The following is a 26,823-nucleotide window of genomic DNA, read 5'->3' as shown; positions in this document are numbered from 1 at the left end:
CGTTTCACACCTCAGCGCTGTAAGGCTGAGCCTTCCGTCGCGCGGGATTCATGCAGTAATGGAATGCGCCAGACCACCGCAGCGCCAATAACCAGCAGACCCGCAACCAACCACAACCCACTGCTAAAGCTACCTGTTCTGTCATGCAGGAAGCCGATGCAAAGCGGGCTGACGGCTGAACCAATGTTACCAAAGGCATTAATTACCGCGATTGCCAGCGCCCTTGCCTGCAGGCTGATGGCGCTATCGGGGGTAGTCCAGAAGATCGTCATCGCACTAAACGAGCCCATAGATGCCATGACAATACCGCTCAGTTGAAACAGAGGATGGCTGGTCGCCGATGCTAACAACCATCCCGTTGCAGCAAACAGATATGGTAGCAGCGTATGCCAGCGGCGCTCCTGAAAACGGTCGGAGTGGCGGCTCCAGAAGACCATGGCAAAAATAGTGCATAGCTGGGGAATAGCGGCAAGCACGCCGATAACCATATTGCTGCTGTGCTGGTTAAAGCTTTGCAGGATTTGCGGCGTCCAGATATTGATGGCGCTGAGGCTATTGGTGAGGCAAAAGTATGCCAGGGTATACATCAGCACCACTGGCGTCAGGACCTGGCGCCACTGAGACTGGGTGGTTGCCCCCTCACTCGGTTGACGGTCCCGCCGCCGCATCTCTTCCAGCGCCAGCTTCTCTTGCACACTCATCCAGCGCGCCTGCGCCGGAGTATCATCGAGGAAAAACCAGGTTATGATCCCGAGAAAGACGGCTGGAAGCCCCTCCAGCAGAAACAGCCACTGCCAGCCGTGCAGGTTCAGCCTGCCATCCAGCGCCAGGAGAGAACCGGAAAGCAGAGAGCCCAGCATCATGGTTACAGGCATGGCAATCATAAACAGCGCATTGGCACGCGCCCGGTAATAAAGCGGAAACCAGTGGGTGAGATACACCAGAATGCCTGGCAGGAAGCCTGCCTCGGTAATACCGACCACCATACGCAGCAGATAAAGTGAATGTGCTCCGCTGGCAAACAGCGTGCAGGTTGAGGCAATACCCCACAGCACCATAATGCTGGCGATCCAGCGCCGCGCACCAATAAGCCCCAGCATCAGGTTGGCAGGAACCCCGCAGATCGCATAGGTAACATAAAATAGCGTGGCCGCCAGCCCGAACATGGTAGCGCTCAGACCGAGGTCTTTTCCCATGGTCAACCCGGCGAAGCCAATATTTATCCTGTCAAGGAACGAGAACACAAACAGCAGAAACAGAAATACAATCAGACGACTGAACAGTTTACGGATAGCCCGCTGTTCAGTTACGGACTGTGCCGCGTCGCTTAGTGGCTGGATAATCGCTGCCATGGCCCCTCCCTGGAGATTAATAATCGCCGTTATGTACGCTGTTAATCGGCGCAGTCAGCGAGGTAAAGCGTGCGGCGAGTGCCTCTGCCGCACGCGCCAACAGCGTGGTATCAACGCCGACAGCCACGAACAGTGCGCCAAGCTCAAGGTAACGCTTAGCCAATATTTCATCAGCCGTCAGAATTCCCGGTGCTTTACCCGCCGCGCGGATCAGAACAATGGCTTTTTCAATCACTGACTGCACTTCCGGGTGGCACGGATTACCGGCAAAACCCATATCGGCACTGAGATCGGCCGGGCCGATAAACACACCATCAACGCCATCCACGGCGAGGATCTGTGCCAGATTTTCCACACCCTGCCGGGTTTCAATTTGTACCAGCAGGCAGATCTGCTCCCCGGCTCGCTGGAGATAATCCCCAATACGGTTCCAGCGAGAGGCGCGCGCCAGCGCGCTGCCCACGCCGCGGATCCCCAGCGGTGGATAGTGGCAGGCACACACCGCGCTCTGAGCTTCCTGCGCGCTCTGGACCATCGGTATTAACAATGTTTGCGCGCCAACATCCAGCAGCTGCTTGATCAGCACCGCGTCATTCCACGCTGGCCGCACTACGGGATGGCTGCGATAGGGTGCAATGGCCTGCAACTGCCCGAGCACTGAGCGCAGATCGTTTGGCGCATGTTCACCATCAATCAGCAACCAGTCGAAACCCGCTCCAGCCAACAGTTCGGCGCTGTAGTTATTGGCCAGCCCCAGCCACAGTCCTGCTTGTGGCGTCTGCTGGATGAGTGCCTGTTTAAAGAGGTTATTCATGAGGACTCCTTCAGATAAAGCGACAACCGATGGCACCAAGGGCCGCGTAATCAACATGAAAGGTATCCCCTCTGCGGGCGGCTATCGGACGGGTAAAGGAGCCGCTGAGAATCACCTGCCCCACCTCCAGCTGCACATTGTGGTGAGAAAGTTTGTTCGCCAGCCAGGCGACACCGTTAGCGGGATGGTTAAGCACTGCGGCTGCCACACCGGACTCTTCAATCACGCCATTACGGTACATCAGGGCGCTCACCCAGCGCAGATCGAACGCATCTATTTTTACCGGGCGGCCCCCTAGCACCACCCCCGCACTGGCGGCGTTATCGGAGATGGTGTCGAACACTTTGCGTGGCCGCTGCGTGTCCGGGTCGATGTTGTGGCAGCGGGCATCGATAATTTCCAGAGCCGGGATGACATAATCAGTCGCATTCAGTACATCAAACAGCGAGCAGTGTGGCCCCTGCAGCGATTGCGCCAGCACAAAGGCCAGCTCCACCTCCACCCGTGGCACAATGAAACGGTTGAAAGGAATATCACTGCCCTCGGCGAAAAACATATCGTCAAGCAGCGCACCATAATCCGGCTCATTGATTTGCGAACTGGCCTGCATCGCCTTCGACGTCAGACCGATTTTATGGCCTTTTAATTTCCGACCGGCGGCGATTTTCTGACTGATCCAGCGCTGCTGAATGGCATAGGCATCGTCCAGCGTGATTTCCGGGTAGGTCAGCGATGGCTGGGGGATCTGCTGGCGATCTTTTTCTGCCCTGTCCAGTTCAGCTGCCAGCCGGTTAACGGCACTTTGCTCTAACATACGAGACTCCTTCTCACTGCGGGTCAAACAGCGTATGGACGTTGTTCTGCTTAAAATTGAGCGTGGCGGACAGTTCTTCGACCGCCAGCGACAGCGCCAGGTAGCGCTGCGCCATCAGTGGTGAAAAATGCTGTTTGATCAGCTCAAACAGCGCACTCAACACCGGTAACAGTTGTTCCGCCGTGCGGCCGTGGCCAATTTTCAGCGTCATATGCACAAAGGCGTAATCATGTTTGCCATCAGCCATTTGCCAGCAGTCCACCCAGTGCGCACGGCTACGAATACCCGCCAACGGGAACAGCCCGCTGGCGGCCAGATAGCGGTTTACCTGCGCGAACAGCTGCGGCAGTCCGGCCTGCTGGCGAATATTTTCACTACACTCCACGATGAAATGTGGCATCTCTCCCTCCCTGAATCAGGCCGTTAGCGGAAAAATGGCATTAACCTGCCCGGTGCCGGAGCTGGGAAACAGATCGGTGATAATTTCTGCCTTTTTCTGGTAGTGATCCCAGCCCAGCAGTCCCATCAACATGACCGTGTCGTGCATATTGCCCTCGCCGTAGCAGTAGTCAGCGTACTCCGGCAGCATTCGGCAGAACTCGGCAAATCTCCCTTCCCGCCACAGTTTCATCACCCGTTTATCCATCTGTTCATCAAACTCACGCGTCCAGGCGTTCATGCCCTCTTCCGCACGCCGATCGTCGATAAAACGATGCGACAGCGAACCGCTGGCTAGCACTGCAACCGTGCCATCATATTTTGCCACCGCCCGCCGTACCGCCTCACCAAGACGGCGACTGTCGGCAAAGTCATGTACCGTGCAGAAAGCAGAGATCGACACCACCCTGAATTTGCGGTCGCCGTTCATATAACGCATCGGTACCAGCGTGCCGTACTCCAGCGTCAGGCTCTCAATGGCATGCGCCTGAGCGCGCACTCCCTGCTGCTTCGCTTCATCAGCGATCATGTAGCCCAGCTCGGGATTACCTTGATATTCGTAAGCCATATCCCGGATAAAATGCGGGAGTTCGTGACTGGTATAGACCCCTTCGAAGTGAGCGTTACAATTGATGTGATAGGCACTGTTGACCAGCCAGTGAGTGTCAAAAACCACCATCGTGTCGACCCCCAGCTCACGGCAGCGGCGGCTGATTTCGTGATGGCCATTGATCGCCGCCTGGCGGCAGCCGTGGTGTTTACCCGGCATCTCGGAGAGATACATTGACGGCACGTGGGTGATTTTGGCCGCCAGCGCAAGTTTTCCCATAATGAACTCCTTACACGCCCCATTTCGGGATCGGATGATCGCCTAATGAAATACAAACATTTTTCATTTCGGCGAACACATCAAAGCTGTACTTACCACCTTCCCTTCCGGTGCCGGAAGCCTTAATGCCGCCAAACGGCTGGCGCAAATCGCGCACGTTCTGGGTATTCACAAATACCATTCCGGCTTCAATGTCCCGTGCCAGCCGCATCACTTTGCTGATGTCCTGAGTCCAGATATAGGAAGCCAGGCCATATTCCACGTCATTCGCCAGACGCAGCCCTTGCGCCTCATCTTTGAATGGCAAAAGACATGCGACCGGACCAAAAATCTCTTCCTGCGCCACGCGCATACGATTGTCTACGTCGGCCAGCACCGTTGGCCGCAGGAAATTTCCGCGTTCCAAGCCTGCGGGTCTATCCGGCCCGCCTGCCAGCAGCTGCGCCCCTTCTTCAATCCCTAAGCGGATATAGCCTGAAACCTTTTCCCAGTGCTGCGGGCTGATCAGAGAACCAACCTGGGTTTTAGGGTCACCAGGATCGCCAACGCGCAGGCGGTTAGCACGCTCAGCGAAACGTTGAATAAATTCGGGATAGATGCTTTGCTGGATAAAAATACGCGAACCGGCGGTACAGCGTTCGCCGTTAAGCGAGAAGATGGTGAACAGCGCCGCATCCATTGCACGCTCGATGTCAGCATCTTCGAAGATTAACACCGGCGATTTCCCTCCCAGCTCCATCGAATATTTCTTCAGTCCGGCATTTTTCATAATGTTGCGCCCGGTGGCAGTGCCACCGGTGAATGATATGGCGCGCACACCGTGATGGCGCACCAGCGCATTCCCGGCCGTTGCACCATAGCCCTGCACTACGTTTAATACTCCGCCCGGAATACCGGCCTCCAGCACCAGCTCGCCAAGCCGATCGGCACTGAGCGGCGACAGCTCGGACATTTTCAGGATGGCGGTATTGCCCAGCGCCAAACAGGGTGCTACTTTCCAGGTCGCCGTCATAAAGGGCACGTTCCACGGTGACACCAGCGCGCAGACTCCCACTGGCTGTACCAGGGTGTAGTTCAGCATTTTGTCGTCAACCGGATAGCTGCGTCCGTTCATTTGCTGGCAGATTTCCGCAAAAAATTCAAAATTGTGTGAGGCCCGCGGGATCAGCACGTTGCGCGTCTGGTGGATCGGTAAACCGGTATCGGCAGTTTCCAGTTCTGCAATCTGCGGCACGTTGCGGTCAATCAGTTCTCCCAGACGGCGCATCAGGCGCGCCCGCTCTTTCATTGGCGTACCTGCCCATTTCGGAAAAGCGATTTTTGCTGCTGCCACTGCCTGTTCAATCTCCTGTTCGCCGCCGGAGGCAACCTCGGCCAGCACCTCACCGGTCGCCGGATTGCAGGTGGTAAAGTAATCGTGGCTGGCAACATTTTTGCCGTTTATCCAGTGGTTAACTTTTTTCATGCAGGCTTTCCTCAAACTGTTTTTCACTGATAATTCGGTTGGTTAAACGCCCAACGCCCTCGATTTCTACCACCACTTCATCGCCGGGTTTCACGTCTGACAGACCTTTAGGCGTACCAGTGGCGATCATGTCGCCCGCCTGTAACGTCATAAACTCACTGAGCCAGCAGATCAGAAACGGGATATCAAACACCATGTCGCGGGTATTACCACTTTGGCGCAGCTCGCCGTTAACGAAAGTTTGCAGCCGTAAATGATGGGGATTGAGCAGGGAAGACGAGGGGGTGATTACTGCCCGCAGCGGGGTCAGCGCATCACGGCTTTTTACCCGCAGGTTCGGGCGGTAGTAGTTTTCCAGATAGTCGCGTATCGCATAGTCGTTGCACAACGTATAGCCAGCAACATAATCCATCGCATTTTCACGGCTGACCTGCCGGGCCGTTTTGCCAATTACCACAACCAGTTCAGCTTCATAATGCATGTAGTCGACGTTATCTGGCCGCACCGACACGCTGTGGTCACCGGTCAGCGTATTCGCTGCCTTGATAAAAACCAGCGGCTCCTGCGGCGCTTTAAAATCCAGTTCACTGGCATGGTCGGCATAATTCAGCCCGAGAGCAAAAACGGTAGGCGAGGCTTCGGGCTGCAGGATGGATTCGTTATCCTCGACATAAACGTTACTCAGCGTGGGTAATCCCGCCGCTTTCACCGTCACCACATCGCCCGGCTGAATAGTCACTCGCTGTTGTGGCGTACCCAGCAGGATGACATCACCCGGTTGAAGGGTGGCAAACTCACTGAGCGCGGCGACCAGCTCTTCAGCACTACGCAGCAGATCGGCGGTATTCCAGCAATCCTTAATCTCGCCGTTAATTTCCGTCAGGATTTTCAATGCAGCAATATTGCGCACCTGCGCTATCTCACCAATCGGGCAAAAACCATCCCGGCATTTGGCGCGGATCGCCGGGCGGTAAAAACTCTCCTCCGCCAGGCTGAGTTCGTTGGCGAGCGCGTAGCCTGCAATGTAGTCTGCCGCCTGCTTTGCACTGACTTTACGCGCTGTTTTACCTACGATCGCCGCTACTGTAGCCCCGCTGTATACCGTTTCCTGTGCTAACCCGATCGCATCGCCATTCACCCGCCAGGTGTTACGCGGCTTAATAAACCAGACAGGTGTTTGAGGTGGGGTCTGATAAGGCGGCTGACGGAAGCGTTCTTCCCAGTATGTGGTCTGCGACTGATGATTCAGCGCCACCGCAAAAACAGTTCTTTTCATCTCCACGCCCTCAAACAGAACATTTCATTAACATGTTAATGAAATCATAGTTACGCTCTAATTTTACGGGGATCAAACATGTTTATTTGAGTTGTGACCTGACTAACAAAAAACCTTTTTTTGTATAAAAAACTTATTTATCATTAAGTTGATAAGTACATCGAGTTAAATGAAAAGTACCAAAATTCCGCAACATCCATCGGAATGAAAAAATGTTAGTATTAATGAAATACCAAAATAACGTGTGAAGAATATGCATGAATCATTGACTATTGCCCTGCTTCAGGCACGAGAAAAGGCGATGGGATACTTCCGCCCGATACTCCATCGTTATGGCCTTACCGAACCACAATGGCGGGTTTTACGTATCCTTGCAGAGGCCCATATGCTGGATTTTCATCAGCTGGCGCGGCGGGCCTGCATCCTGCGTCCCAGTCTGACCGGTATCCTCACCCGCCTGGAACGCGACGGAATGGTATCGCGCCTGAAGCCAGTGAACGACCAGCGCAAACTGGTGGCAGCATTAACCCCGGCAGGCCTAAGCCTGTATCATCAGGCACGTCGCGAGATCGACGCCGGCTATAGCCAGATTGAACAACAGTTCAACAGTGAGAAACTGGCGCAGTTACAGCGTCTGCTGGGGGAGTTTAATCAGTTATCCCCGCCATCACCTCAGGCAGCAACGGAAACAGGCTAAGCGGCAGACCAGGCGTTTCACCTGCCAGCGTTCAGCTCGGGCAAGAAAGGTAGCGTTAACATCAGGGAGATCGGACAAGATTTTTAAAGGGTAAAAAAACGCCGCTGACTGAGCAGCGGCGTTTTTGAATATCACAACTTAATGATAGCTAATCGTGGTGCCATACAGGCTGCTCGCGCCAGAGGCCGAAGCGGTACGCAAGGCTCTGGCTACGGGTGCGGCCTGCTTTCCCGACAGCTGCACATCCAGCGACACCAGCGTGGTACTGCCGGTCACATAGCTGCTGGTTGTCAGCGGCTGAACGGTAATGACTCTACCCTCAGGAAGTGCTGCCAGGCTGGCACCCGATATTGTGCTCAGGATGACGGCAACAAGGGCTAATTTACGGCTTTTCATCATCCCCCCTTGATGCTCATTCAACATTTTCATTGTTACTGGTAAATCACCGCAGTACCGTTCATTTTGTTATCACCTGATGCTGAGGTGATACGGAATGATTTGGCACCGGCCTGATCCGCTTTAGCGGAAAGCTGGGCTTCCAGTGAAGATAGATTGGTTGCGCCACTGGCAGAAATCACGCCAATCTGCTGCTGCTGAACCGGCTCGTTGTTGACCAGGTCAGCGGCGAAACCAGCGAAAGATACGGAAGTCAGAGCGATAGCGGCCAGAGCCATTTTGATGTTTTTCATAATGTTTTCTCTTAAGTAATTTAGGTTGTCTGATGTTGCCGTCGTCAATTAATTAACGATCGATAGGTAAATACTAAACGCCTTGTTGACCTGCGTCAAAGACAATTTATTAATGATCGATAATTTAATAGTTAACACATTGAATTTATTTATTTTAAAGTTAGGATTTTCTCTTAGGAACATCCTTATAAACCAGACGACAATCTCGCTCGACAAGAGCGAACATTATTTTTATACTGATTGATAATTTATTCGTTAATGCGGTATTGCGTAAGTGAGGAATGATGACTACTGAGCAGGACGCAGGGACACGTAAAAGCCGGGGACGGCCAAAGACTTTCAATCGCGAAGCCGCGCTGGACAAAGCGCTTGAGCTTTTCTGGCGTCACGGCTATGAAGGCACTTCTCTCGCGGATTTAGTCGAGGCAACGGGAGCCAAAGCGCCCACGCTGTATGCAGAATTTACCAACAAAGAGGGTATGTTCCGCGCGGCTGTGGACCGTTATACAGAGAAATTCGCACGACAGAATGAAGCCGCGCTCGCCTGCCCGGAAAGCTGCGTCGCCAGCGGCATTGAGAACTACTTCCGCTCAACCGCTTCCTGCTTTACCGATGGCAAGAAACCGGGCGGCTGCTTCTTTATCTGCACCTCCAGCGGGCTGTCGGCAGACTCCAGCGAAGTGGCCGAGATGCTGCGCCACCGTCATAATAATCAGGAAAGTAATCTGCTGGAGTTTCTGCAGCTTCGCCAAAAGGCGGGTGAACTGGATGAGCGCACCAACACTCGTGCGCTGGCGGCTTTTCTTGGCTGTCTCCTGCAAGGAATGTCGGTACGCGCCCGCGAAGGTGCGACCAGAGCGGAGCTGGACGAGCTGATCGATACGCTGATGAAGCAGTGGCCGGCGCTGAGCAAGCTAGGCTGCTGATGAGAGCGGAAGGTGAATACCTTCCGCTTTTTTATCTTATCAGTTCCGGGCGTGCCAGCCCTAGATGCCCGCGCAGCGTATCGGCCTGATACTCTGAACGAAAAACACCGCGCTCCTGCAACAGCGGCACCACCTCACTGAAGAATGCGTCGGATGCGCCCGGCACCCACGGCGGCATCACTACAAAACCATCTACCGCCCGCTGCTGATACCACTGCGCAATTCGCTCGGCCAGCGCTGACGCGGTGCCCGCGACGATAAATCCTGAGCCGGCAATCCATTTGGTGAACTGCCTGACGCTCATCCTCTGCTCACGGGCATAAGCCAGCATCGGTGCAAAACGTTCGCGGCGCGCCAGCCGATCGGCGATGTCCGGCATCGGGTCGTCTAAACCGTGCTGCGCCCAGTCATAGTTCATGGTATTCGACAGATGCGTTAAGGTGGCCAGTGGATGATGCCGCTGCGACAGTTCGGCCAGCAGTTCGTCGGCCTCTTTCTGCGTACGGCCTATCACCGGCTGTAACCCCGGCAGGATCTTCAGGCTATCCGCGTCGCGCCCGTGAGCCACCACTCGCGCTTTCAATTGGGCATAATAGCGCTGAGCGGAGGCCAGGTCGGGTTTCTCCGCGGCGAAAACCGCATCAGCCTCACGCGCCGCCAGCTCTATAAAGGGTCCGGATCCTCCGGCCTGAAATGTCACCGGGTGGCCCTGCGGTGGGCGCGACATATTGAGCGGGCCACGGCTCTGGAACCACGGAGTATTGATGTTGGCATAGCGGATACGTTCGCCTTGCGCATAGATCCCCTGCTGGCGATCGGCCACGATAGCGTTATCCGCCCAGCTGTCCCACAGCGTGCGCACCGCCTGAATAAACGCTGCCGCCTTCTGATATCGCAGCTCGTGGCCTAACAGCGTCTGACCGAAATTCGCCGCTTCAGCATCACTGGTTGATGTCACCACGTTCCAGCCCGCACGACCGCCGGTCAGATGATCGAGGGTGGCCAGCGTGCGCGCTGCGGCAAACGGCTGGATAACCGAACTGGACACCGTGCCCGCCAGGCCGATTTTTTCCGTTACCGCGCCAATCGCCGACAGCACCGAAAAGGGTTCGGGCCTCTCCGTGACCCGATGGCGCACCGCCTCGACCACGCTTTCACCGTAGATATCATCAACAGACAGTTTATCCGCCATAAAAATCAGATCGAACTTTGCCGCCTCTGCTTTTTGCGCCAGCGATTTTATCGTGGCCCAGTCAGCGGGGTTAGCCTGAGCAGCCCCCGGCATACGCCAGCCTGAGTAGTGGCAGCCCGTGGTTTCCAGGAACAGCGCAAGATGCAGTGACATCAGCGTTATCCTTTTACTGGCTGTGAGCTGACGCTGAGATCGCTGTCGAACCACTTCTCGGAAATCTTCTTCAGCGTACCTTCTGCGCGCAGCTCTTCCAGCGCCACATCCACTTTCGCCTTAAGTGCCTCTCCGCGCTCATCCTTACGGAATGGCAGAGCCACCTGCTTTTCACCAAAGGTCTCGCCAACCACCTTCAGCGGCAGATGCTTTTTCTTAATCTGTCCCAGCAGGATCACCTGGCCGGAGACAAACGCATCCACTTTCCCCTGTGCGATGCTGCTGACAATCACATCCATCCCCTCAAAGGTGACCAGCCTGATTTTATTCTGCGGGTCGAACTCCTTGAGCACTTTGGCATAGTTGGAGCCCAATTCCGCCGCCACGCTTTTTCCGGCCATATCGTTCAGGCCGTGAATAGTGTGATTATTTTCGCTAACCGCCAGCGCGGCGGCCGAGTAGTAATACGGCAGGCTGTAGTCATATTTTTTACGCCGCTCCGGGGTGTCCGCAAAGTTGCCGACGGTGTCAACCTTACCCGTTTCCAGCGATCCCAGTACGCCCACCCAGTCGGAAGTCACCCACTCAATTTTGTAGTGAATTTTGTCCGCCACCGCCTGCAAAATATCGGCACTGAACCCTTTGATGACCTTATTTTCGACAAAATAGTGCGGATAGCCGTCAGGCGTTGCCCCAACGCGCAGTACTGGCTGGTCGGATGTTGAATCAGCCGGTTTATCACAGCCATAGAGCAGAGGTAACGCGCAGGCAATCAGCGCCAGCTTTACTAATTTCATCCCAGTTTTTTCCCGCTAATCAGACCACGTAAGGTTTACCGATCCAGCGCTCCAGCTGACGCTGTAACGCGCTCAAAATTATCGTCAGCGCCCAGTACACCAGGCCGACGGCAAAATACGCTTCAAAATACTTCAGCGATTCCGTGGCAATCAGCTTGCCGCCCGCCAGCAGTTCGCTCACGCCAAGGGTGAAAGCCAGCGAGGAGTTTTTTATCAGGCCAATCCAGATATTTCCGGCCGCAGGGACCGCATTACGGCACGCCTGCGGCAACAGGATGCGGCGTGCAGCCTGGAAGCCATTCAGCCCGGAAGCCAGCGAGGCTTCCCACTGGCCTTTATCCACCGAATCGATCGCGGCGCGAAACACTTCCGCAAGATAGGCCGCGCTGTTCAGGCTCAGGCCAATGATAACCGCCCAGGTCGCGCTCAGGCTGTTCATCGCCGGGAACAGCTGCGGCAGACCGAAATAAATAATCAGCAGCTGGACCAGCACCGGCGTCCCGCGAAAAAAGGAGATATATAGATGCGCCAGCGCCGCCAGCGGGCGCGCCCCGCGCAGCAGCAGCGCAACGGCCAGCCCCAGCACGGTAGCCAGCACAATCGACAACAGGGAAATAGTCAGGGTGATCGGCAGATAGCCGAGGAGCTGCGGGAGGATCCCCCACATATAGCTGAGATCAAAATTCATCGTGGATTTCCGTACCGGGTTCAGGCGGCTTCATGCAGGAAGCGGTGTACACGGCTGCTGCCGGAGGCATCGAACAGCTCATCCGGCGTGCCCTGCTCGATAATCTGCCCCTGCTCCATAAACAGCAGGCGCCGGGAGATATCGCGGGCAAAGCGCATCTCATGGGTAACGATCAACATTGTGAGCGAACGGGCGGCAAGGTCGGCAATCAGATTGAGGATGTCGCGTCGCAGCTCCGGGTCAAGTGATGAGGTTGGCTCATCCAGCAACAGCGCCTGCGGCTCCAGGCTCAGCGCCCGGGCGATGCCAATACGCTGCTGCTGCCCGCCGGAAAGCGTAACCGGGTAAGCAGAGGCTTTATGTGCCAGCCCGACGCTGGTCAGTAGTTCCATCGCCCTGTCACGTGCGTCCTGGCGTGAATAGCCGCGGCCGTAGATCAACACCTCAGTGATGTTTTCCAGCGCAGTTTTATTACGAAACAGGTTGTAATGCTGGAAGACCATCGCACTCTGTTGGCGGAGCGGGCCTACATCACGGCGTTTTATACGGGCAGCATCAACGGTGCGATCGCCGATCGTCAGCTGGCCGCTATCGGGCTTAACCAGCAGGTTAAGGCAGCGTAACAGGGTCGATTTACCGGAGCCGGAAGGGCCAATAATCGATACCACCTCACCCCGTGCAACGCTGAAGTTGATATCGTTAAGTACCTGATGATGCTTGAAAGATTTATTAAGTCCGCTAACCGATATCATCGTTACTCCGGGTAAAGTTGCGCTACCGGAGAGTGTATCGTTGCAGCAAAGAGGTGACGAATGCTTAAAAAAGATAAGGTTAGCAGATATGCGGGGAAGTGACGGGCGGTTACTTTTCTGACGCGAATTCAACAATCAGCGTGCCGCAATCAAGCATTCCGAACTGCTCCTTGTCTGGATAGCGATTATCGTAGAACGGGACGAACCAGGAGTCCTCTCCCTTATGCAAATCCCAATCAACAAAGCCAATACCGGCTTCATTAGCCGCCCGTTGCGCTGACGGCCAGTCACTCCAGTTATTCTCTTTATGCAGCACAGCCTGAAGCACGCGCATTTTCGCCTGCTCGGGTGTATAGGCAACGCATTCAGCAAGGTTTTCATCACTGTATGCATAGGCCCCTGTGCGTATATAAATAAATAAAAGAACAACCGACACCATCATCGTCAGAATGATAAGCATTACTATGAGCAAACGGTAAAAAAACTTAACCATAAGCCACCTTGATATTTTTAAAATCACTCATTGGAATAATGTTTTACATATGAATGCAACTGACAAACAATTTTATTAAAAATAAAAATATTATTCATCATAAAGATCCAGATGCCCCCACAATTCGCCCTAAAGTTATACGATTTTCTCTATAAGGTAAATGAAAAATATTACACAGGATATTACCCTGTAATAATGGAGGTACATAATGAGTGAAGGAACAATGGTAGTTACCGCTCCTGTGGTTTCTGCGGGCGGTACTGGAGGCTATGGCGGTTTTAACCCTGGCGGTACGACCTCCGTTCCACCGGGACAAGCTCAGGCTATGGCTATTATGCAGATTTCCAACGGTGGGGCTTTTGATCCATTGCGCGGTAAGGAACTGGCTAAAAAGGGAGATTTGAAAGGGCTTCTGGCCTGGTGTCGGGAAATGATATTTTTTGACCAAGGCTATCCAGGTCCAAACTCTGCAATGGCCTATATGGGGCAGACTGCAGACTGGAAAAATTTTCAGATCAGTGACATGAATGACAGGTTAAGCGGTGGACCATACAGCGTGGTATCCGCTTTAGCCAATTTTCTATGGGGGAATGGTCGAACGATGGATACCGAAATTGGAAGCTTGGGCCTCAAATTAACACCGGATAGAATAAAGGATTTCGACAATGAAATAATGTCAATGAGTGCTCCTGGAGTGTACAACTTTAATTATAAATTCTCTTATGACACTGGTCTCGACAACATTTCAGCAGGTCTTTATCTTGGTTACATAAATTTGAGAATGGAAGGAAAATTTACTCGCAAGGAATCTGGTGAGTGGTTATTTGTTGGTAATGTTCGGAGTTTTCAAGATACTTACGATTTTAATCCCAGCACCCATCGGTCACTCGTTGGTGAAGCATTGACTACCATTGGCAACTTTTTGGGAAAAACGTTCAATGGTAAGGATTACAAAATCAATATAAATGGCCAACTTACGAATATAAAATTATCTGGTCACTGACCAATACTAAAAAGGGCTCCACAAAAGAAGCCCTATGATCCGAATAATAATAATCTTTAAATCAGTTATTAACCGGGATCACCGCACCTTTGTACTTGGTGCGGATCCAGTCCTGAATCGCTTTAGAGTGCAGCACGTTAACCAGCGCCACGATATCCGGCTTCTTCTCGTCTCCGCGATGCACGGTAATGATATTGGCATAAGGATTGTTCTCACCACTCTCCACCGCAATCGGGCCTTTCACCGGATCGAGTCCGGCATCAATTGCGTAGTTCGCGTTAATCACCACCGCATCGCCTTCGTCGTTGTTGTACATCTGCGGCAGCAGCGCGCCTTCAACGTTGGCGAGGAACTTCAGGTGTTTCGGGTTCTCAACGATATCGCTGATGCGCGCATCAACCTTACTGACGCCCGGCTTGAGTTTGATCACGCCCGCTTTCTCGAAGATGGAGAGAATTCGCCCCTCTTCTGCCACCGCATCACGCATGATCACTTTGCCATTTTCAGGCAGATCCTTCAGCGATTTGTATTTCTTCGAGTAAATGCCAATCGGCTCGATATGGATTGCCCCGGCGCTGACAAAATCATAGCTCTTATCATCAGCATGGTCTTTCAGCACGCTGTTCAGATAGGGAATGTGCTGGAAGTAGTTGGCGTCGATATCACGACTCGCCAGCGCGGTGTTTGGCAGGATGTAATCCTGGAACGGTTTGATTTCCAGATCGATGCCCTGCTTCGCCAGTATCGGCTTAGCCTGCTCCAGAATTTCAGCGTGCGGCACGTTAGAGGCGCCAACGGTCAGCGTATCCGCCCATGCACTCAAACTCAGCGCACCCAGAGTTGCTGCGGCCAGCAGCGTCAGTGTTTTTTTCATTTTGTTTTCCTAAAAAGTTAGCGTTTATCGAGCCGTGTTGTAATGACATCACCTAAGAACTGGATGATAAAAACGATCACCAGAATCATGAGCGTCGCCACAAGCGTGACATCACTGTGGTTGCGCTGAAAACCTTCCAGATAAGCGAGATTGCCAAGGCCGCCCGCGCCAATCACGCCCGCCATCGCGCTGTAGCTCACCAGCGCAATCAGCGTCACCGTAATTCCTGACACCAGCGCCGGGGAGGACTCCGCCAGCAGAACGCGGAAAATCAGAGTGCTGAGGCGCGCGCCCATCGAACGGGAAGCCTCGATCACGCCCTTGTCTACCTCACGCAACCCAATCTCGACCAGGCGGGCGTAAAATGGGGCAGCACCGACAATCAGCGCCGGAAGTGCCGCATCGGCACCCAGAATGGTGCCAATCAGCGTTTTGGTGAACGGGATTAGCAGCACAATCAGGATGATGAACGGGATAGAGCGGAAGACATTAACCAGCAGGGAGATCGTCGAGTAAACCGCACGGTTCTGGAACAGCCCGCCGCGCGCGGTAAGGAACAGCGCCAGCCCGAGCAAAATCCCCAGCACAAAAGTTGCCACGCCGGACAGCGCGGTCATATACAGCGTTTCACCGGTGGCGGACCACAGTGCGTCCAGCTTCAGATGAGGAAACAGGGTCTCAAACATTTTTTACCACCTCGGTCGTGATTGCGTGGGCGTGCAGGTCCGCCAGGATATTTTCCAGCTGGGTGCTGCTGGCCGGGACCTGCAACCACAGTTCGCCAAAGGTTCCGTTGGTGGTTTGCGTCATTTTTCCATGCAGAATATTGAACGGTAATGCGTATTTCAGCGTCAGTTCACCGACGATCGGCTGCTGCGTGCTCAGCCCGACAAAGGTCAGCTTCAGCACTTCACCTTCGGTGGGATTGACCAGCGCCAGGTTAAAGGGTGTGTTCGCACTGCTGTATTCAGTGGTCTGCTTAACGAACTGGCGGGTAATTGGCTGCTGCGGGCGGGTAAATACCGACAGCACCTCGCCCTCTTCCACGATACGCCCGGCTTCCATCACCGCCACGCGATGGCAGATTTTGCGGACGACATGCATTTCGTGAGTGATCAGCACGATGGTGAGCCTCAGCTGACGGTTGATATCCAGCAGCAGCTCAAGAATGGCGTCGGTGGTCTGTGGATCGAGAGCCGACGTTGCCTCGTCACACAGCAAAACATCCGGGCTGTTAGCCAGCGCGCGAGCAATTCCGACGCGCTGTTTCTGCCCGCCGCTCAGCTGGGACGGATACGCGTGTTCTTTGCCGCTCAGCCCGACCAGGGCTATCAGTTCCTGCACGCGGCGCTGGATCGCTGCTTTCGGCGCACCGGCAATCTGCAGTGAGAAAGCGATGTTTTCACTGACGGTACGCGACCACAGCAGATTGAAATGCTGGAAGATCATGCTGATTTTTAAGCGTGCCTGACGCAGCGTTTCACCACTGGCCTGGGCAATATCCTGCACGGCGACGGTCACGCTACCGGAGGTCGGCTTCTCAAGACCGTTCAGCAGGCGGATCAGGGTGCTTTTCCCTGCCCCGCTGTAACCGATAATGCCGTAAATCTGCCCCTGCTCAACCTGCAGGCTGACATCATCAACGGCGGTTACCGGGCCGGAACGGGCGTTAAATATTTTAGTAACGTTGCGCAAAACTATCATCTGATGCCTGTTTTCTGCCGTTTTATCAGCAAAATATGCTGATTAATTAAACTGATTATTTTTAATGCATTATTGGTAGCACTAATTGCCAAGTGATATTAATCAGGCCAGGATTTATTGGAAACGACCGAAAAAACATGGCTTATAACCAAAAGAAATATCTGAGGAACAATCTAAAGCTTGTCGGGAGGGGGTTCAGGCCAGCAGCGTCTACAGTTAAACCTCTATATCAACGTTAACTAAGCCCTGAACCCATGCGTATTTCATTGCAACATTATTTGCACGCCCGCCTGCGGCTGATCGTATCCATCACCGCCGGTCTGCTATGTTTCTTCCTTCTTCCTGCTCAGCTGGGTTTGCTTCAGCGGCTGCTGATCGGCTGGAACGTGCTGGCGTGGCTGTATCTGTTTTTCTTGTGGTTACGCATGCTGCGCACGCCGAATAAAGATATTCCGCATATCGCGAAAATTGAGGATGAGAGCGCCACGCTGGTGTTGAGCATGGTGACGCTCACCTGCCTGGTCAGTATTGTGGCGATTCTGCTGGAGCTGACCACGCTAAAAGCACTGCATGGCACCCCGCGCGTGCTGCACCTCCTGCTGACCGCCGCCACGCTGGTCGTGTCATGGGCGCTGCTGCCCACCTCTTTTGCCATGCATTACGCCCATCATCACTACTTACATCGAACGGCCAAGGTCACGCCGATGATTTTTCCTGAAAAGCCCGCCGAGCCGGGATACTGGGATTTTATCTACTTCTCCTTCACCATCGCCGTGGCGGCACAAACCGCCGACGTGGCAACGGGCACCACCGATATGCGACAGATCGCGCTGCTGCAGTCGGTGATTTCATTTGTGTTTAATCTGGCAATTCTGGGGCTGTCGGTGAACGTCGGGGCGGGATTGCTGAGTTAGGGGTAATAAAATCATCTGCCTCAAGGGAGAGGCAGACTTTAACAAGTTACAACACGCTGGCGAGAAATTCGCGCAGGCGCGGATGTTGCGGATTGTCCAGTAATGTGCGCGCATCGCCGCTTTCCACTACTGTTCCGTTATCCATAAACACGATGTTATCCGCCACTTCGCGGGCGAACCCAATTTCGTGGGTGACCACCACCATGGTGATACCGGAATGTGCCAGCTGCTTCATCACCTGCAGTACTTCACCCACCAGTTCAGGGTCCAGCGCCGAGGTCGGCTCATCGAACAGCATCACTTCCGGCTCCATTGCCAGCGCCCGGGCAATCGCCACGCGCTGCTGTTGACCGCCGGACAGTTCGCGCGGCCACGCCTGCGCCCGGTGCGCCAGCCCGACCTGCTCCAGTAATTTCAGCGCGCGGGCTTCCACCACGGCACGCTTCTCACCACGAATGCGCAGCGGCGCATCGCTGATATTCTGCAGCACGGTACGGTGCGGAAACAGATTGAACTGCTGGAACACCATGCCGATGCGCTGACGCTGCGCGGCAACGCGTTTCTCCGGCATCTCCACTAAATTCCGCCCCTTGCGGCGGTAGCCAATCATCGATTGCCCCACGTGGATGGTGCCGGCATCAAGTTTTTCCAGGTGGTTAATACAGCGCAGCAGCGTTGATTTCCCGGAGCCGGAAGGCCCGAGGATTACCGTCACCGAACCGGCGGCAATATCCATACTGATATCGCGCAGTACCGTTTTGCCGGAAAATTGTTTATGAATGCCGCGCAGGCTGATCGATTCACTCATGATTCCTGCTCCTGTTGCTGCGGCAGGCGGCGAAACCAGCTGCGTTTCGCCGGGCTGTTACCGCGGCTGAACCATGCTTCAACATAATGCTGGCCAATGGACAGTACTGAGGTCATCAGCAGATACCAGGCGGTGGCAACCAGCAGCAGCGGGATCACCTCGTAGGTACGCTGATAGATAATCTGTGCCGAATAGAGCACGTCCTGCAGCGCAATCACCGAAACCACGGCGGTGGTTTTCAGCTGACCGATCACTTCATTGCCTGCCGGGGGCAGAATGGTGCGCATCGCCTGCGGCAGCACGGTCTGGCGGAAAATCTGGCCGGGACGATAGCCTAACGCTTTCGCCGCCTCCAGCTGGCCCGGATTAACGCTCTGGATCCCGGCACGGATAATCTCCGCCGCATAGGCCGACTGGTGCATCACCAGCGCAATCACCGCCGCGCTGAACGGGCTGATAATCTCGTTGGTGGTGGCATGCCAGACCTCGCCGATAAACGGCAGCGACAGGGTTAACTTCGGATAGAGCGCAGCGATGTTGTACCAGAGGAACAGCTGGACCAGCATCGGCACCGCACGGAAGAACCAGGTATAGGCCCAGCTCACCCCGACCAGCACTGGATTGGCCGACAGGCGCATCAGCGCCAGCAGCGTTCCCCCGGCAAAGCCGAACAGCACGGAGATCGCCGTCAGCTTGATGGTCATTATCACGCCGTTGAGGATCGAGGCTTCCGTCAGATTCTGCGCCACCACGTCCCACTCGAAGCGCGGATTGCTGACCACCGATGACCCCATCAGCACCACCAACAGCAGCACGATCAGCGCGCTAAACCAGCGCCCGTAATGGCGGTGACCGACAATGCGCAGCCCGGCGCCTGAGTCGTCAGGCCGCACACTCATTTGGCAATCTCTTCATTCAGGCCCGCTGTTTTCACCGCGCCGAAGCCAATTTCCCATTTATCGAGGATCTGCTGATAGGTACCATCTTTGATAAGTGAGTTCAATGCGGCCTGAATCGGCTTCTCCAGCGGCGACTGTTTTGGCAGAGCGATAGAGACGATGGTGTCCTCAATGGTGATTTCACCCGCTAATGCCAGCGGCTTAACGTGGCTGGCCTGGTAGCGCAGGCCTTCATACGGACCAAAGAACATCGGCACGCGACCGCTGATTACTGCCTGCACGCCCGCCGGACGATCCGGGAATACCGGGATAGTTATCGCTGGTTTTTTATCGGCAATGCAGGCTTCGCTGGCGGTTTGCAGGCGGGTGATCTGCGACGTACCTGCTCCCGCGCCCACGGTCTTGCCACACAGCTCGGCGAAGGTGTTGAATGGCCCCAGCTCCGCATCTTTACGGGCGACCAGCGCCAGTTTAGATGCGTTGTAGTAGCCAACAAAATCAACCTGCTGTAGACGCTTCTTATTGGCATCGATATTAGACGCGGCCAGATCGTAACGACCAGATTTCAGACCAGGGATAATGTTGTCAAAGCCCCCGGTATCACGCCAGTGCACGGCCACACCGAGGCGATCAGCAACCGCGCTGACAATATCAATCTCGCGCCCGGCCAGGGTTTTATTATCCGCCTGGTAAAAAGTAGTAGGCGGCGTGTTGGGGTTGGTTCCCGCCACAATATAGCCCTTCTTGAGAATATCTTCCGGCAGCGTAGCGTGCAGCGCCGCATCGGCCTTCGGCTTCACGCTGCTGGCAAAGGCAACATCCTGATCGGCAGCCAGGGCGGCGGTGATTGGAGCCAGCGCCAGTACGGCGGCAGTCAGTGCAATGTGTTTCATCAGTTACCCCTCAGTTGCCAGTGCAGGCACGGCAGCAAAATTTTCATCGACGGACGGCAGCCCCAGGTTTTCACGCAGAGTGCTGTAATGATATTCGTTGCGGAACAGGCCACGGCGCTGCAGCTCAGGCACCACCAGTTCGACAAACAGCTCCAGCTGATTTGGCAGCACCGCTGGCATGATGTTGAAACCGTCCGCCCCGTCCTGTTCCAGCCACTGCTGGAAGTCATCGGCGATATCTTCGGCGGTGCCCACAATCACCCGGTGACCGCGGGAACCGGCCGCCACGGCTGCCAGCTGGCGCAGGGTGAGGTTTTCACGCGCGGCGAGGTCGGTCAGCAGCTTGACGCGGCTCTGCCCGCCTTCCGTACCGCCAATCTCCGGCACCGGCCCATCCAGCGGATAAGCGGTCATATCCACACCAAAGCGCGCGGACAGCTGTTCAATACCGTTATCGATATCCACCAGTTCATTCAGCTGGTTCCAGGTTTCCTGCGCCTCCGCACGCGTGCGCCCGACAATCGGCATCACGCCCGGCAGGATCAGCAAATGATCCGGCTGGCGACCAGCATCGCGCACAAACTGTTTCTGGCTGCGGTAGAACGCCTGCCCCTCTTCCAGTGAGGCCGCTGCGGTAAACACCACTTCAGCAGTTTCCGCCGCCAGTTTCTGACCGGCCGGGGAAGATCCGGCTTCAATAATCACCGGACGCCCCTGCGGGGAACGGGCGATGTTCAGCGGTCCCTGCACCTGGAAATATTTACCTTTGTGGTTGGCAGCGTGAATCTTCCCTTCGTCAGAGTAACGACCGCTCTCTTTTTCGCGCACGATTGCTCCCTCTTCCCAACCGTTCCACAGTTTAAAGGTCACATCGAGGAACTCGCGCGCCACGTCGTAGCGTTCGGCGTGGGAAGGCAGATCTTCACGGCTGAAATTGCGCGCGGCATCAGCAGAGAATGAGGTCACCACGTTCCACGCACCGCGGCCACGGCTGATATGGTCGACCGATGACAGCGCGCGCGCCAGGTGGAACGGCTGATCGAAAGTGGTAGAGGCTGTCGCCGCCAGACCAATATATTTAGTCTGCACCGCCAACGCGGAAAGCAGCGTCAGAGGCTCCAGGCGTGACATGGTGGAAGGGAGGCGGTGAACGCTGGTTGCCAGCGCATCGCCAACGAAGAACATATCAAACAGGCCTTCTTCGCCTTTTTTGGCGATCCAGGTAAACCATTCGACATCGGTCGGAGAGCCTTTCGCCCCTTCAGCACGCCAGCCGCCCACGTGGTGGCCCAGAGCCTGAACAAACAGGCCGAGACGCAGCTGGCGCGGTGAGGTTTTCTGCACAGACATGGGAGATCCTTTCGTTATTGGCTAATCAGGAAAATAAGACGCTGCAGCGCGGCGCTATCCGCCAGGCATGCATCGTTGAAAATGGTTTGTGCCTGGGCGGCAGGCAGAGCTGCCAGACTGTTGCGCAGCTTGGCCTCGACGTCAGTGGGCGCTGCGGCGGTTTCACGGCGCGTAACACAGTGGCTGAGCGAGCTGCCGTTGCGCAGATAAAGCGTGACGCGATGGAAACGACGATCGGGATCGAGCTCATCCGCAGGCGCACTCGGGTCGGGATGGCGGCTGACGCGCGCGGCGAGTTCAGCAATCACGTCGTCAACCGGCGCTTCACTGTAATTTTCCAGCGCAACGCTGCCGTTCAGCAGCGCATCGGCAATCACGTATTCGAGGCTGAAACGCGCTTCAACGCCGTTACGCGGCGCGGTGATATTCGGTGCGGTATCGGCGCCTGGTGGAAAGCTGACTTCAATCCGTTCAACGTCAGACAATTTCGCGTTCGCCAGCAACTGCTCACGCAGGATGAATGCGGCTTCGGCCGCGCTGTGGGTGCCACCACAGGTCGGGTAGCGTTTAAACTCCAGGCCCGGTGAAACAATGCGCCACGGGGATCCCCACTCATGTAGCAAGTCAGCCGGCTGTCCGGCACCAAAGCCCAGCGCCTGCAGGAAGCTCTCCAAAACACCGCTGCTCTGCCCGGCGAAACCCGCCTGCGCCAGCTGTACGCTGTTGACCGCGCTGCGGGCGGCCAGCCCGGCATGCAGAGGTTTAGCCGCTGAACCAAACTGGCTGCGTAAACCGGAGGCCTGAGTCGCCGCCAGCCCGATGGCCACCTGCGTTTCGGCGTTACTGAGCTGCAATAACCGGCAGGCTGCGCCAGTGGCAGCAAGGGTTCCAAGCGTGGCAGTGCTGTGGAATCCGGCCGAATAGTGGCGCGTGCCGATGGCTTTCCCTAACCGGCCTGCCAGTTCTACCCCGACAACATAAGCATCGAGGAAATCCTCCACGCTTTGCGCTTTACGCGTAGTACTCAGCGCCAGCAGTGAGGAGAGCACCACAGTAGTGGGGTGGCCGCGGAAATTAGCGTGATAATCATCGAAATCCAGAGAATGACTGAGATAGCCGAGCTGCAGCGCCAGGTTTTCCAGCGAATGTTCAGCCGGGAATACGCGAAATATTGCGTCCAGGCCGCTGTCCAGTACGCTTCCGTGCAGTACAGGAAACAGACAGGCGAAGTAATCCATGACGCCAGCACGGGCATTATGCCGCTCAGTCGCGCCAGGATTGATGCTGGATAGCGTTTCTGCCAGCCGTGCAGTAAGCGAAATGTTCAAAAGACACCTTTTTTGATAAGGTATTGACATAAATCAATACGTTATAAATTACGGTTATTTTCTTTTGTTCGCAGTTGAGGGGCCAATATCCAACGGTTATACGCCATTCCGAAATAAACTAAGCAGAATGATAATTCGCACTATCTTTTCTCAGAAAAACCGTATCTGCCAAATTGAGACGCTGCTGCGCGCCTGCGCTGCGCTGGATTTACAGTTGGATATCAGCCCGCTGGAAAACACTCGCAAGCAGGATGAGGGAACCTGGTAATGACCGTTCAGCGACTTTACTGCTTTATGAACGATCTTCCGCTTGGCGAACTGACGCGAAACAATGGCAAAATATCAGCGGCTGGCGGGTAAAGGCTAAAAACGCATTGACCTGCCGTTGCAAAAAGCTAAGGTTAATCCCATATCAATAGCCAATATGCAGGGAAACCCCTGAAGGAGTTAAACATGGCGACAGAATACGCAACTATTGGCGGAGGCTGCTTCTGGTGCACTGAAGCAGTCTTCAAACAGATTCACGGCGTGGAATCGGTCGAGAGCGGCTACATCGGCGGCCACACCGAAAACCCAACCTACAAGCAGGTTTGCAATGGGGACACCGGCCACGCTGAAGCTATCCGTATTGGCTTCAACCCTGACAAAGTCAGCTATGGCGACCTGCTGGATATCAGCTTTGCCACTCACGATCCCACCCAGCTGAACCGCCAGGGTAATGATATCGGGACGCAGTACCGCTCAGCGCTGTTCCCGGCAGATGCTGCACAGCTTGCTGAAGCGAAAGCGGCGATTGCGCGCGCGCAGACTGAACACGCCGATCCGGTTGTGACCACCATCGAAACCGATGCGAAATGGTGGCCGGCAGAAGATTACCACCAGGATTACTGGGCGGGTGAAGGTCAGGAAAACCGTTACTGCCTGGCAGTGATCCCACCGAAGCTGCAGAAGCTACGCAAAAAGTTTGCGGCGAAAACCATCAGCGGCTAATCATCGCTCTGCGCCAGCCGCTGTGTGCTGGCGCGCTTTGCCGCCCTAAGTGCCACCACTACGGCAAGCAACGATCCCGCGGCAAGTCCTATCATAACCCGCTGAAAACCGCCTTCGGCACCGCCTGCCTGATAGATTTGTGCAGCAATGGCCAACCCAAGTGCGCCGCCGAGATTATGCAGCGTCCAGGAAATCCCAATCCCCTGCGCATGCCTTGACGCAGGCAAAGCGCCAAGCGCCGCATTAACCGAAGGCCCGAGGATCGCACCCCATCCGGCCCCCATCAGTATAAATGCAGCGAAAACGGTAGTTATAGGAATATTGCCAAAGCTCTGTAGCAACGCTGACAGTGACAGCGCGATGAATCCTGCCGCCATCACAGGCCAGGGAGTGAAGCGGTCGGCAGCGTGGCCTGCAATCGGTGAAACCACCGCCATCACCAGCGTCACCGGCAGCAGCATCAGGCCGATCAGGGCATCACTGGGTTGAAAGACTGCAACCAGCCTGAGTGGGATCAGCATGAATGCGCTGCAATAAAAGATGGCCAGCAGCACCGATAACATGCAGGCAGCCGCAAAGTCCTTATTGCGCAGCATACGCAAATCAATTAGCGGCTGGATCGTGCGCTTTTCTACGGTGAGGAAAACCCGCAGAAACAGCAGCGACAACATCAACAACAGGAGTGAATTTACACTCAGTAGCCCCCAACGCGCCACCTGACTGGCCCAGATCAGCAGCGGTATCAGCCCGGCATTCATCATTAACCAGCCTGAAATATCGAGTCGGACCTGCACATTCCTTGAGGACGTCGGGATGGCGCCCATGCAGCATATAAAACTGACCAGCATTAGCGGCACATTGATCAAAAAAACCGATCGCCAGCCTAACCAGCTGACCAGAATACCTCCGGCTATCGGCCCCAGAGCCAATCCTAAACCATTAGCAGCAAACAGCATGCCCAGCGCCCTGCCCCGCCCTGCAGACGGCATAACACTGACCAGTATGCTCGCGCTGACGGTATACAGCACTGCACACCCTGTTCCCTGTAACAAACGGCAGAAGTTCATCACTGTCAGATTGACCGCCAGCCCCGCTCCCAACGAGGCGACGCCAAACAGCAACATACCGCCGAACAGTACATGCTTAGCGCCAAAGCGCTCAGCCAGACGGGCTGACATTACCATGCAGCAGCACAGCGCCATCACAAATAGCGTCATCGACCACTGCATGGCAACCACGTCGCGACTGAAGTAGCGCTGCAGCGCTGGCAACGCGGTATTCACGATGGTGAAATCCAGGCAGCCAAGGAAGCTGGCCAGGCATATCCCGCTTTGCAGCCTGATTAACTGAGTGCGGGAAAGAGTGAAAGAAGTTGTCATGCAGCATTCCTGGAGGGAAAACATTAGCCTGCCACGATATTTATTCTTCAGTTACGCTGATTTTTCACCATACTGAAGAATCCAAATCGCCAATCTAAGAGTTGTTTTCCATGATTAATGCTGACCGGCTTAACAGCATCCGCGCTTTTGTACAGGCCGCTCAGGCGGGAGGGTTCAGCCAGGCAGCTTACCAACTGGGTCTATCCCGCTCGACGGTTGGGAAAGCCGTTGCCCGTCTGGAAGCTCGTCTGCAGGTAAAATTGTTTCAGCGCACCACCCGCTCTCTTTCGCTCACCCGTGAAGGTGAAGTGTTTTATCAGGACTGTCTGCAGATACTCGCCAGCCTCGATGCCGCAGAAAACCGTCTGATGGCACATGTCAACGCCCCTTCAGGTCAGCTACGAATTGCAGCTCCTCCTCTGCTGGGTGAAAAATGGGTATTGCCGGTTTTACTGCCGTTGACGCGACGCTGGCAGGGGCTTGGTCTGGACCTGAGGCTGTCCACACAGCGAGTAGACCTGGCCGCCGATGGTATCGATCTGGCAATCCGTATCGGCGCTCCGGGGCACCATGTCGATCTCACCGCTCATCTGCTAGGGCATCAGGCGCTACTGCTTTGTGCCTCCCCTGCTTTGCTATCTGAAGGCGATGTTCTTCATCGTCCTGATGATCTGACCGACTTTCCTCACCTCACGCTGCTGGAGCAGGGGCGCTCTCAACCTTGGTTGATTAAAAATGCGCAGGAAGAAATGATTTACTGGCAGCCGAATGGACGACTACGCTTTAGCACGATGAGTGCCGTCTACGCGTCAACGCTGGAGGGTTATGGTATTGCGCAACTGCCACGCTGGCTGGTGAACCAGGACATTGAACGTGGAAGGCTGGTTGAAGTTTTACCGGGGACACGCTGCAGCAGTTTGCCCATTTATGCCGTGTGGCTGAAAACGTCTGTCATGCCTCGGCGGATACGTTGTGCTATCGATGCGCTCAAAGCGGCGTTTACTACCACTCCTTTATAAAGCCGATTCCCAGGCTGCGAGAATGGAAAACACAATATCATCGTTAAACGGCCGACTGGAGCAATGATACCGTCGGTTATCCCAGCAACCGCAGATAATCGTGACTCCTATTTCTATTCCCCGACCGATAGCTGTTGTCATTGGCGGTAACGGCGAAATCGGTCTGGCTACGGTTGAAAGACTTGCGGCCAGTCATCAGGTCTAGTCATTTGGCAGAACGGCTAATACTCAGGCAGGATTGCAGGATTGCAGGATTGCAGGATTGCAGGATTGCAGGATTGCAGGAT

At 55.0% G+C, this 26,823-nt stretch carries 30 protein-coding genes; 7 read left to right on the top strand and 23 right to left on the bottom strand.

From position 1 onward, the window contains the following. Window positions 1–11: 11 nt before the first annotated feature. The 7 genes from hpaX to QLG07_RS16280 are packed head-to-tail and all read right to left on the bottom strand — an operon-like array spanning window position 12 to window position 6,988. A complete protein-coding gene (gene hpaX / locus QLG07_RS16310; protein ID WP_282469686.1) occupies window positions 12–1,352 on the bottom strand; it encodes a 4-hydroxyphenylacetate permease in 1,341 nt (446 codons plus the stop codon). 16 nt (window positions 1,353–1,368) lie between these two features. Beyond that, window positions 1,369–2,166 (bottom strand): 4-hydroxy-2-oxoheptanedioate aldolase, encoded by a 798-nt coding sequence (gene hpaI / locus QLG07_RS16305; protein WP_282469685.1) that lies wholly within the window; start codon window positions 2,164–2,166, stop codon window positions 1,369–1,371. Between the two features lie 10 nt (window positions 2,167–2,176). Continuing rightward, complete coding sequence (gene hpaH, locus QLG07_RS16300; protein ID WP_282469684.1) at window positions 2,177–2,980, bottom strand: 2-oxo-hept-4-ene-1,7-dioate hydratase; 804 nt, start codon at window positions 2,978–2,980, stop codon at window positions 2,177–2,179. A 13-nt stretch (window positions 2,981–2,993) separates the two neighbouring features. Then, window positions 2,994–3,380, bottom strand: a complete 387-nt coding sequence (locus QLG07_RS16295; protein ID WP_282469683.1) for a 5-carboxymethyl-2-hydroxymuconate delta-isomerase — start codon at window positions 3,378–3,380, stop codon at window positions 2,994–2,996. Window positions 3,381–3,395: 15 nt separating this feature from the next. Continuing rightward, the gene (gene hpaD / locus QLG07_RS16290) at window positions 3,396–4,247 is read right to left on the bottom strand and encodes a 3,4-dihydroxyphenylacetate 2,3-dioxygenase (protein ID WP_282469682.1); all 852 of its coding nucleotides are present in this window, start codon (window positions 4,245–4,247) and stop codon (window positions 3,396–3,398) included. A 10-nt stretch (window positions 4,248–4,257) separates the two neighbouring features. After that, window positions 4,258–5,712, bottom strand: a complete 1,455-nt coding sequence (gene hpaE, locus QLG07_RS16285; RefSeq protein WP_282469681.1) for a 5-carboxymethyl-2-hydroxymuconate semialdehyde dehydrogenase — start codon at window positions 5,710–5,712, stop codon at window positions 4,258–4,260. Further along, window positions 5,699–6,988 carry a fumarylacetoacetate hydrolase family protein gene (locus QLG07_RS16280; protein WP_282469680.1) on the bottom strand — a complete coding sequence of 430 codons (1,290 nt, stop codon included), beginning with the start codon at window positions 6,986–6,988 and terminating at the stop codon, window positions 5,699–5,701. Before QLG07_RS16280 ends, hpaE begins: the two co-directional genes overlap by 14 nt. Window positions 6,989–7,241: 253 nt before the next feature. Between QLG07_RS16280 and hpaR the strand changes: the two genes are divergently transcribed. After that, window positions 7,242–7,685 carry a homoprotocatechuate degradation operon regulator HpaR gene (gene hpaR / locus QLG07_RS16275; protein ID WP_282469679.1) on the top strand — a complete coding sequence of 148 codons (444 nt, stop codon included), beginning with the start codon at window positions 7,242–7,244 and terminating at the stop codon, window positions 7,683–7,685. 138 nt (window positions 7,686–7,823) lie between these two features. Here the strand turns inward: hpaR and QLG07_RS16270 are convergent, their stop codons facing one another. Together QLG07_RS16270 and QLG07_RS16265 are read right to left on the bottom strand one after the other, a co-directional pair. After that, on the bottom strand, window positions 7,824–8,081 hold the full coding sequence (locus QLG07_RS16270; protein ID WP_048914850.1) for a hypothetical protein: 258 nt from the start codon (window positions 8,079–8,081) through the stop codon (window positions 7,824–7,826). A gap of 35 nt (window positions 8,082–8,116) precedes the next feature. Continuing rightward, a complete protein-coding gene (locus QLG07_RS16265) occupies window positions 8,117–8,374 on the bottom strand; it encodes a YdgH/BhsA/McbA-like domain containing protein (RefSeq protein ID WP_048914851.1) in 258 nt (85 codons plus the stop codon). Between the two features lie 284 nt (window positions 8,375–8,658). On the opposite strand from QLG07_RS16265, the gene QLG07_RS16260 reads away from it, so the two are divergent. After that, a complete protein-coding gene (locus tag QLG07_RS16260; protein WP_282469717.1) occupies window positions 8,659–9,300 on the top strand; it encodes a TetR/AcrR family transcriptional regulator in 642 nt (213 codons plus the stop codon). A gap of 31 nt (window positions 9,301–9,331) precedes the next feature. Here the strand turns inward: QLG07_RS16260 and QLG07_RS16255 are convergent, their stop codons facing one another. The 5 genes from QLG07_RS16255 to QLG07_RS16235 all read right to left on the bottom strand — a co-directional run bounded on the left by QLG07_RS16255 (window position 9,332) and on the right by QLG07_RS16235 (window position 13,375). Beyond that, on the bottom strand, window positions 9,332–10,645 hold the full coding sequence (locus QLG07_RS16255) for an NtaA/DmoA family FMN-dependent monooxygenase (RefSeq protein ID WP_282469678.1): 1,314 nt from the start codon (window positions 10,643–10,645) through the stop codon (window positions 9,332–9,334). A 5-nt stretch (window positions 10,646–10,650) separates the two neighbouring features. Then, entirely contained in the window at window positions 10,651–11,442 is a 792-nt protein-coding gene (locus tag QLG07_RS16250) for a transporter substrate-binding domain-containing protein (protein ID WP_282469677.1), read from the bottom strand. Between the two features lie 19 nt (window positions 11,443–11,461). Then, the gene (locus QLG07_RS16245; protein ID WP_187496736.1) at window positions 11,462–12,130 is read right to left on the bottom strand and encodes an amino acid ABC transporter permease; all 669 of its coding nucleotides are present in this window, start codon (window positions 12,128–12,130) and stop codon (window positions 11,462–11,464) included. A 20-nt stretch (window positions 12,131–12,150) separates the two neighbouring features. After that, window positions 12,151–12,882: an amino acid ABC transporter ATP-binding protein gene (locus QLG07_RS16240; RefSeq protein WP_282469676.1), complete on the bottom strand. Its 732-nt coding sequence runs from the start codon at window positions 12,880–12,882 to the stop codon at window positions 12,151–12,153. 109 nt (window positions 12,883–12,991) lie between these two features. Continuing rightward, a complete protein-coding gene (locus tag QLG07_RS16235) occupies window positions 12,992–13,375 on the bottom strand; it encodes a hypothetical protein (RefSeq protein WP_062818099.1) in 384 nt (127 codons plus the stop codon). A 208-nt stretch (window positions 13,376–13,583) separates the two neighbouring features. Here QLG07_RS16235 and QLG07_RS16230 point away from each other — a divergent pair, with 208 nt between their 5' ends. Further along, window positions 13,584–14,378: a lipid II-degrading bacteriocin gene (locus tag QLG07_RS16230; protein ID WP_062818100.1), complete on the top strand. Its 795-nt coding sequence runs from the start codon at window positions 13,584–13,586 to the stop codon at window positions 14,376–14,378. Window positions 14,379–14,439: 61 nt separating this feature from the next. On the opposite strand, the gene QLG07_RS16225 is transcribed toward QLG07_RS16230, so the two are convergent. From QLG07_RS16225 to QLG07_RS16215, 3 genes are read right to left on the bottom strand one after another with little or no spacing between them, the layout of a single operon-like run. After that, window positions 14,440–15,252, bottom strand: coding sequence for a MetQ/NlpA family ABC transporter substrate-binding protein (locus QLG07_RS16225; RefSeq protein WP_048914859.1), 813 nt, complete (start codon window positions 15,250–15,252; stop codon window positions 14,440–14,442). Between the two features lie 17 nt (window positions 15,253–15,269). Continuing rightward, window positions 15,270–15,938, bottom strand: a complete 669-nt coding sequence (locus tag QLG07_RS16220; protein ID WP_048914860.1) for a methionine ABC transporter permease — start codon at window positions 15,936–15,938, stop codon at window positions 15,270–15,272. Next, window positions 15,931–16,956 carry a methionine ABC transporter ATP-binding protein gene (locus QLG07_RS16215; RefSeq protein WP_282469675.1) on the bottom strand — a complete coding sequence of 342 codons (1,026 nt, stop codon included), beginning with the start codon at window positions 16,954–16,956 and terminating at the stop codon, window positions 15,931–15,933. The genes QLG07_RS16220 and QLG07_RS16215 overlap by 8 nt, the downstream gene beginning before the upstream one ends. Window positions 16,957–17,210: 254 nt before the next feature. On the opposite strand from QLG07_RS16215, the gene QLG07_RS16210 reads away from it, so the two are divergent. Further along, a complete protein-coding gene (locus QLG07_RS16210) occupies window positions 17,211–17,870 on the top strand; it encodes a DUF1345 domain-containing protein (protein ID WP_133625236.1) in 660 nt (219 codons plus the stop codon). Between the two features lie 46 nt (window positions 17,871–17,916). Here the strand turns inward: QLG07_RS16210 and QLG07_RS16205 are convergent, their stop codons facing one another. The 5 genes from QLG07_RS16205 to QLG07_RS16185 are packed head-to-tail and all read right to left on the bottom strand — an operon-like array spanning window position 17,917 to window position 23,148. Beyond that, complete coding sequence (locus QLG07_RS16205; RefSeq protein WP_282469674.1) at window positions 17,917–18,678, bottom strand: amino acid ABC transporter ATP-binding protein; 762 nt, start codon at window positions 18,676–18,678, stop codon at window positions 17,917–17,919. After that, complete coding sequence (locus tag QLG07_RS16200) at window positions 18,675–19,577, bottom strand: amino acid ABC transporter permease (RefSeq protein WP_048914864.1); 903 nt, start codon at window positions 19,575–19,577, stop codon at window positions 18,675–18,677. Before QLG07_RS16200 ends, QLG07_RS16205 begins: the two co-directional genes overlap by 4 nt. Continuing rightward, entirely contained in the window at window positions 19,574–20,470 is an 897-nt protein-coding gene (locus QLG07_RS16195; RefSeq protein WP_282469673.1) for an ABC transporter substrate-binding protein, read from the bottom strand. The genes QLG07_RS16200 and QLG07_RS16195 overlap by 4 nt, the downstream gene beginning before the upstream one ends. Window positions 20,471–20,473: 3 nt before the next feature. Then, complete coding sequence (locus QLG07_RS16190) at window positions 20,474–21,820, bottom strand: LLM class flavin-dependent oxidoreductase (protein ID WP_282469672.1); 1,347 nt, start codon at window positions 21,818–21,820, stop codon at window positions 20,474–20,476. Window positions 21,821–21,834: 14 nt separating this feature from the next. Continuing rightward, window positions 21,835–23,148, bottom strand: a complete 1,314-nt coding sequence (locus QLG07_RS16185) for an MmgE/PrpD family protein (RefSeq protein WP_282469671.1) — start codon at window positions 23,146–23,148, stop codon at window positions 21,835–21,837. Between the two features lie 127 nt (window positions 23,149–23,275). Between QLG07_RS16185 and QLG07_RS16180 the strand changes: the two genes are divergently transcribed. Beyond that, window positions 23,276–23,416, top strand: a complete 141-nt coding sequence (locus QLG07_RS16180; protein ID WP_282469670.1) for a hypothetical protein — start codon at window positions 23,276–23,278, stop codon at window positions 23,414–23,416. Window positions 23,417–23,601: 185 nt separating this feature from the next. Next, complete coding sequence (gene msrA / locus QLG07_RS16175) at window positions 23,602–24,138, top strand: peptide-methionine (S)-S-oxide reductase MsrA (RefSeq protein WP_282469669.1); 537 nt, start codon at window positions 23,602–23,604, stop codon at window positions 24,136–24,138. Here msrA and QLG07_RS16170 read toward each other — a convergent pair. Further along, the gene (locus QLG07_RS16170) at window positions 24,135–25,517 is read right to left on the bottom strand and encodes an MFS transporter (RefSeq protein WP_282469668.1); all 1,383 of its coding nucleotides are present in this window, start codon (window positions 25,515–25,517) and stop codon (window positions 24,135–24,137) included. The two genes, msrA and QLG07_RS16170, sit on opposite strands and share 4 nt — an antisense overlap. A gap of 110 nt (window positions 25,518–25,627) precedes the next feature. Here QLG07_RS16170 and QLG07_RS16165 point away from each other — a divergent pair, with 110 nt between their 5' ends. After that, window positions 25,628–26,536 (top strand): LysR family transcriptional regulator, encoded by a 909-nt coding sequence (locus tag QLG07_RS16165; RefSeq protein WP_282469667.1) that lies wholly within the window; start codon window positions 25,628–25,630, stop codon window positions 26,534–26,536. The last annotated feature ends 287 nt before the right edge of the window (window positions 26,537–26,823 follow it).

This window comes from Erwinia sp. V90_4 (genome assembly GCF_029967685.1).
Lineage (GTDB): Bacteria > Pseudomonadota > Gammaproteobacteria > Enterobacterales > Enterobacteriaceae > Erwinia > Erwinia aphidicola.
The sequence above is the reverse complement of the archived record's forward strand: the minus strand, read 5'-3'. Positions and strand labels throughout refer to the sequence as shown.

Excerpts from the sequence above, each read along its gene's own strand:
- QLG07_RS16245 (WP_187496736.1), bottom strand. The coding sequence starts at position 12,130 with ATGAATTTTGATCTCAGCTATATGTGGGGGATCCTCCCGCAGCTCCTC.
- QLG07_RS16250 (WP_282469677.1), bottom strand. The coding sequence starts at position 11,442 with ATGAAATTAGTAAAGCTGGCGCTGATTGCCTGCGCGTTACCTCTGCTC.
- msrA (WP_282469669.1), top strand. The coding sequence starts at position 23,602 with ATGGCGACAGAATACGCAACTATTGGCGGAGGCTGCTTCTGGTGCACT.
- QLG07_RS16235 (WP_062818099.1), bottom strand. The coding sequence starts at position 13,375 with ATGGTTAAGTTTTTTTACCGTTTGCTCATAGTAATGCTTATCATTCTG.
- QLG07_RS16200 (WP_048914864.1), bottom strand. The coding sequence starts at position 19,577 with ATGAGTGTGCGGCCTGACGACTCAGGCGCCGGGCTGCGCATTGTCGGT.
- QLG07_RS16265 (WP_048914851.1), bottom strand. The coding sequence starts at position 8,374 with ATGAAAAACATCAAAATGGCTCTGGCCGCTATCGCTCTGACTTCCGTA.
- QLG07_RS16260 (WP_282469717.1), top strand. The coding sequence starts at position 8,659 with ATGACTACTGAGCAGGACGCAGGGACACGTAAAAGCCGGGGACGGCCA.
- QLG07_RS16165 (WP_282469667.1), top strand. The coding sequence starts at position 25,628 with ATGATTAATGCTGACCGGCTTAACAGCATCCGCGCTTTTGTACAGGCC.
- QLG07_RS16215 (WP_282469675.1), bottom strand. The coding sequence starts at position 16,956 with ATGATAGTTTTGCGCAACGTTACTAAAATATTTAACGCCCGTTCCGGC.
- hpaE (WP_282469681.1), bottom strand. The coding sequence starts at position 5,712 with ATGAAAAAAGTTAACCACTGGATAAACGGCAAAAATGTTGCCAGCCAC.
- QLG07_RS16170 (WP_282469668.1), bottom strand. The coding sequence starts at position 25,517 with ATGACAACTTCTTTCACTCTTTCCCGCACTCAGTTAATCAGGCTGCAA.
- hpaR (WP_282469679.1), top strand. The coding sequence starts at position 7,242 with ATGCATGAATCATTGACTATTGCCCTGCTTCAGGCACGAGAAAAGGCG.
- QLG07_RS16220 (WP_048914860.1), bottom strand. The coding sequence starts at position 15,938 with ATGTTTGAGACCCTGTTTCCTCATCTGAAGCTGGACGCACTGTGGTCC.
- QLG07_RS16205 (WP_282469674.1), bottom strand. The coding sequence starts at position 18,678 with ATGAGTGAATCGATCAGCCTGCGCGGCATTCATAAACAATTTTCCGGC.
- QLG07_RS16210 (WP_133625236.1), top strand. The coding sequence starts at position 17,211 with ATGCGTATTTCATTGCAACATTATTTGCACGCCCGCCTGCGGCTGATC.
- QLG07_RS16240 (WP_282469676.1), bottom strand. The coding sequence starts at position 12,882 with ATGATATCGGTTAGCGGACTTAATAAATCTTTCAAGCATCATCAGGTA.
- QLG07_RS16270 (WP_048914850.1), bottom strand. The coding sequence starts at position 8,081 with ATGAAAAGCCGTAAATTAGCCCTTGTTGCCGTCATCCTGAGCACAATA.
- QLG07_RS16255 (WP_282469678.1), bottom strand. The coding sequence starts at position 10,645 with ATGTCACTGCATCTTGCGCTGTTCCTGGAAACCACGGGCTGCCACTAC.
- hpaX (WP_282469686.1), bottom strand. The coding sequence starts at position 1,352 with ATGGCAGCGATTATCCAGCCACTAAGCGACGCGGCACAGTCCGTAACT.
- QLG07_RS16280 (WP_282469680.1), bottom strand. The coding sequence starts at position 6,988 with ATGAAAAGAACTGTTTTTGCGGTGGCGCTGAATCATCAGTCGCAGACC.
- hpaD (WP_282469682.1), bottom strand. The coding sequence starts at position 4,247 with ATGGGAAAACTTGCGCTGGCGGCCAAAATCACCCACGTGCCGTCAATG.
- hpaI (WP_282469685.1), bottom strand. The coding sequence starts at position 2,166 with ATGAATAACCTCTTTAAACAGGCACTCATCCAGCAGACGCCACAAGCA.
- hpaH (WP_282469684.1), bottom strand. The coding sequence starts at position 2,980 with ATGTTAGAGCAAAGTGCCGTTAACCGGCTGGCAGCTGAACTGGACAGG.
- QLG07_RS16225 (WP_048914859.1), bottom strand. The coding sequence starts at position 15,252 with ATGAAAAAAACACTGACGCTGCTGGCCGCAGCAACTCTGGGTGCGCTG.
- QLG07_RS16180 (WP_282469670.1), top strand. The coding sequence starts at position 23,276 with ATGATAATTCGCACTATCTTTTCTCAGAAAAACCGTATCTGCCAAATT.
- QLG07_RS16190 (WP_282469672.1), bottom strand. The coding sequence starts at position 21,820 with ATGTCTGTGCAGAAAACCTCACCGCGCCAGCTGCGTCTCGGCCTGTTT.
- QLG07_RS16230 (WP_062818100.1), top strand. The coding sequence starts at position 13,584 with ATGAGTGAAGGAACAATGGTAGTTACCGCTCCTGTGGTTTCTGCGGGC.
- QLG07_RS16295 (WP_282469683.1), bottom strand. The coding sequence starts at position 3,380 with ATGCCACATTTCATCGTGGAGTGTAGTGAAAATATTCGCCAGCAGGCC.
- QLG07_RS16195 (WP_282469673.1), bottom strand. The coding sequence starts at position 20,470 with ATGAAACACATTGCACTGACTGCCGCCGTACTGGCGCTGGCTCCAATC.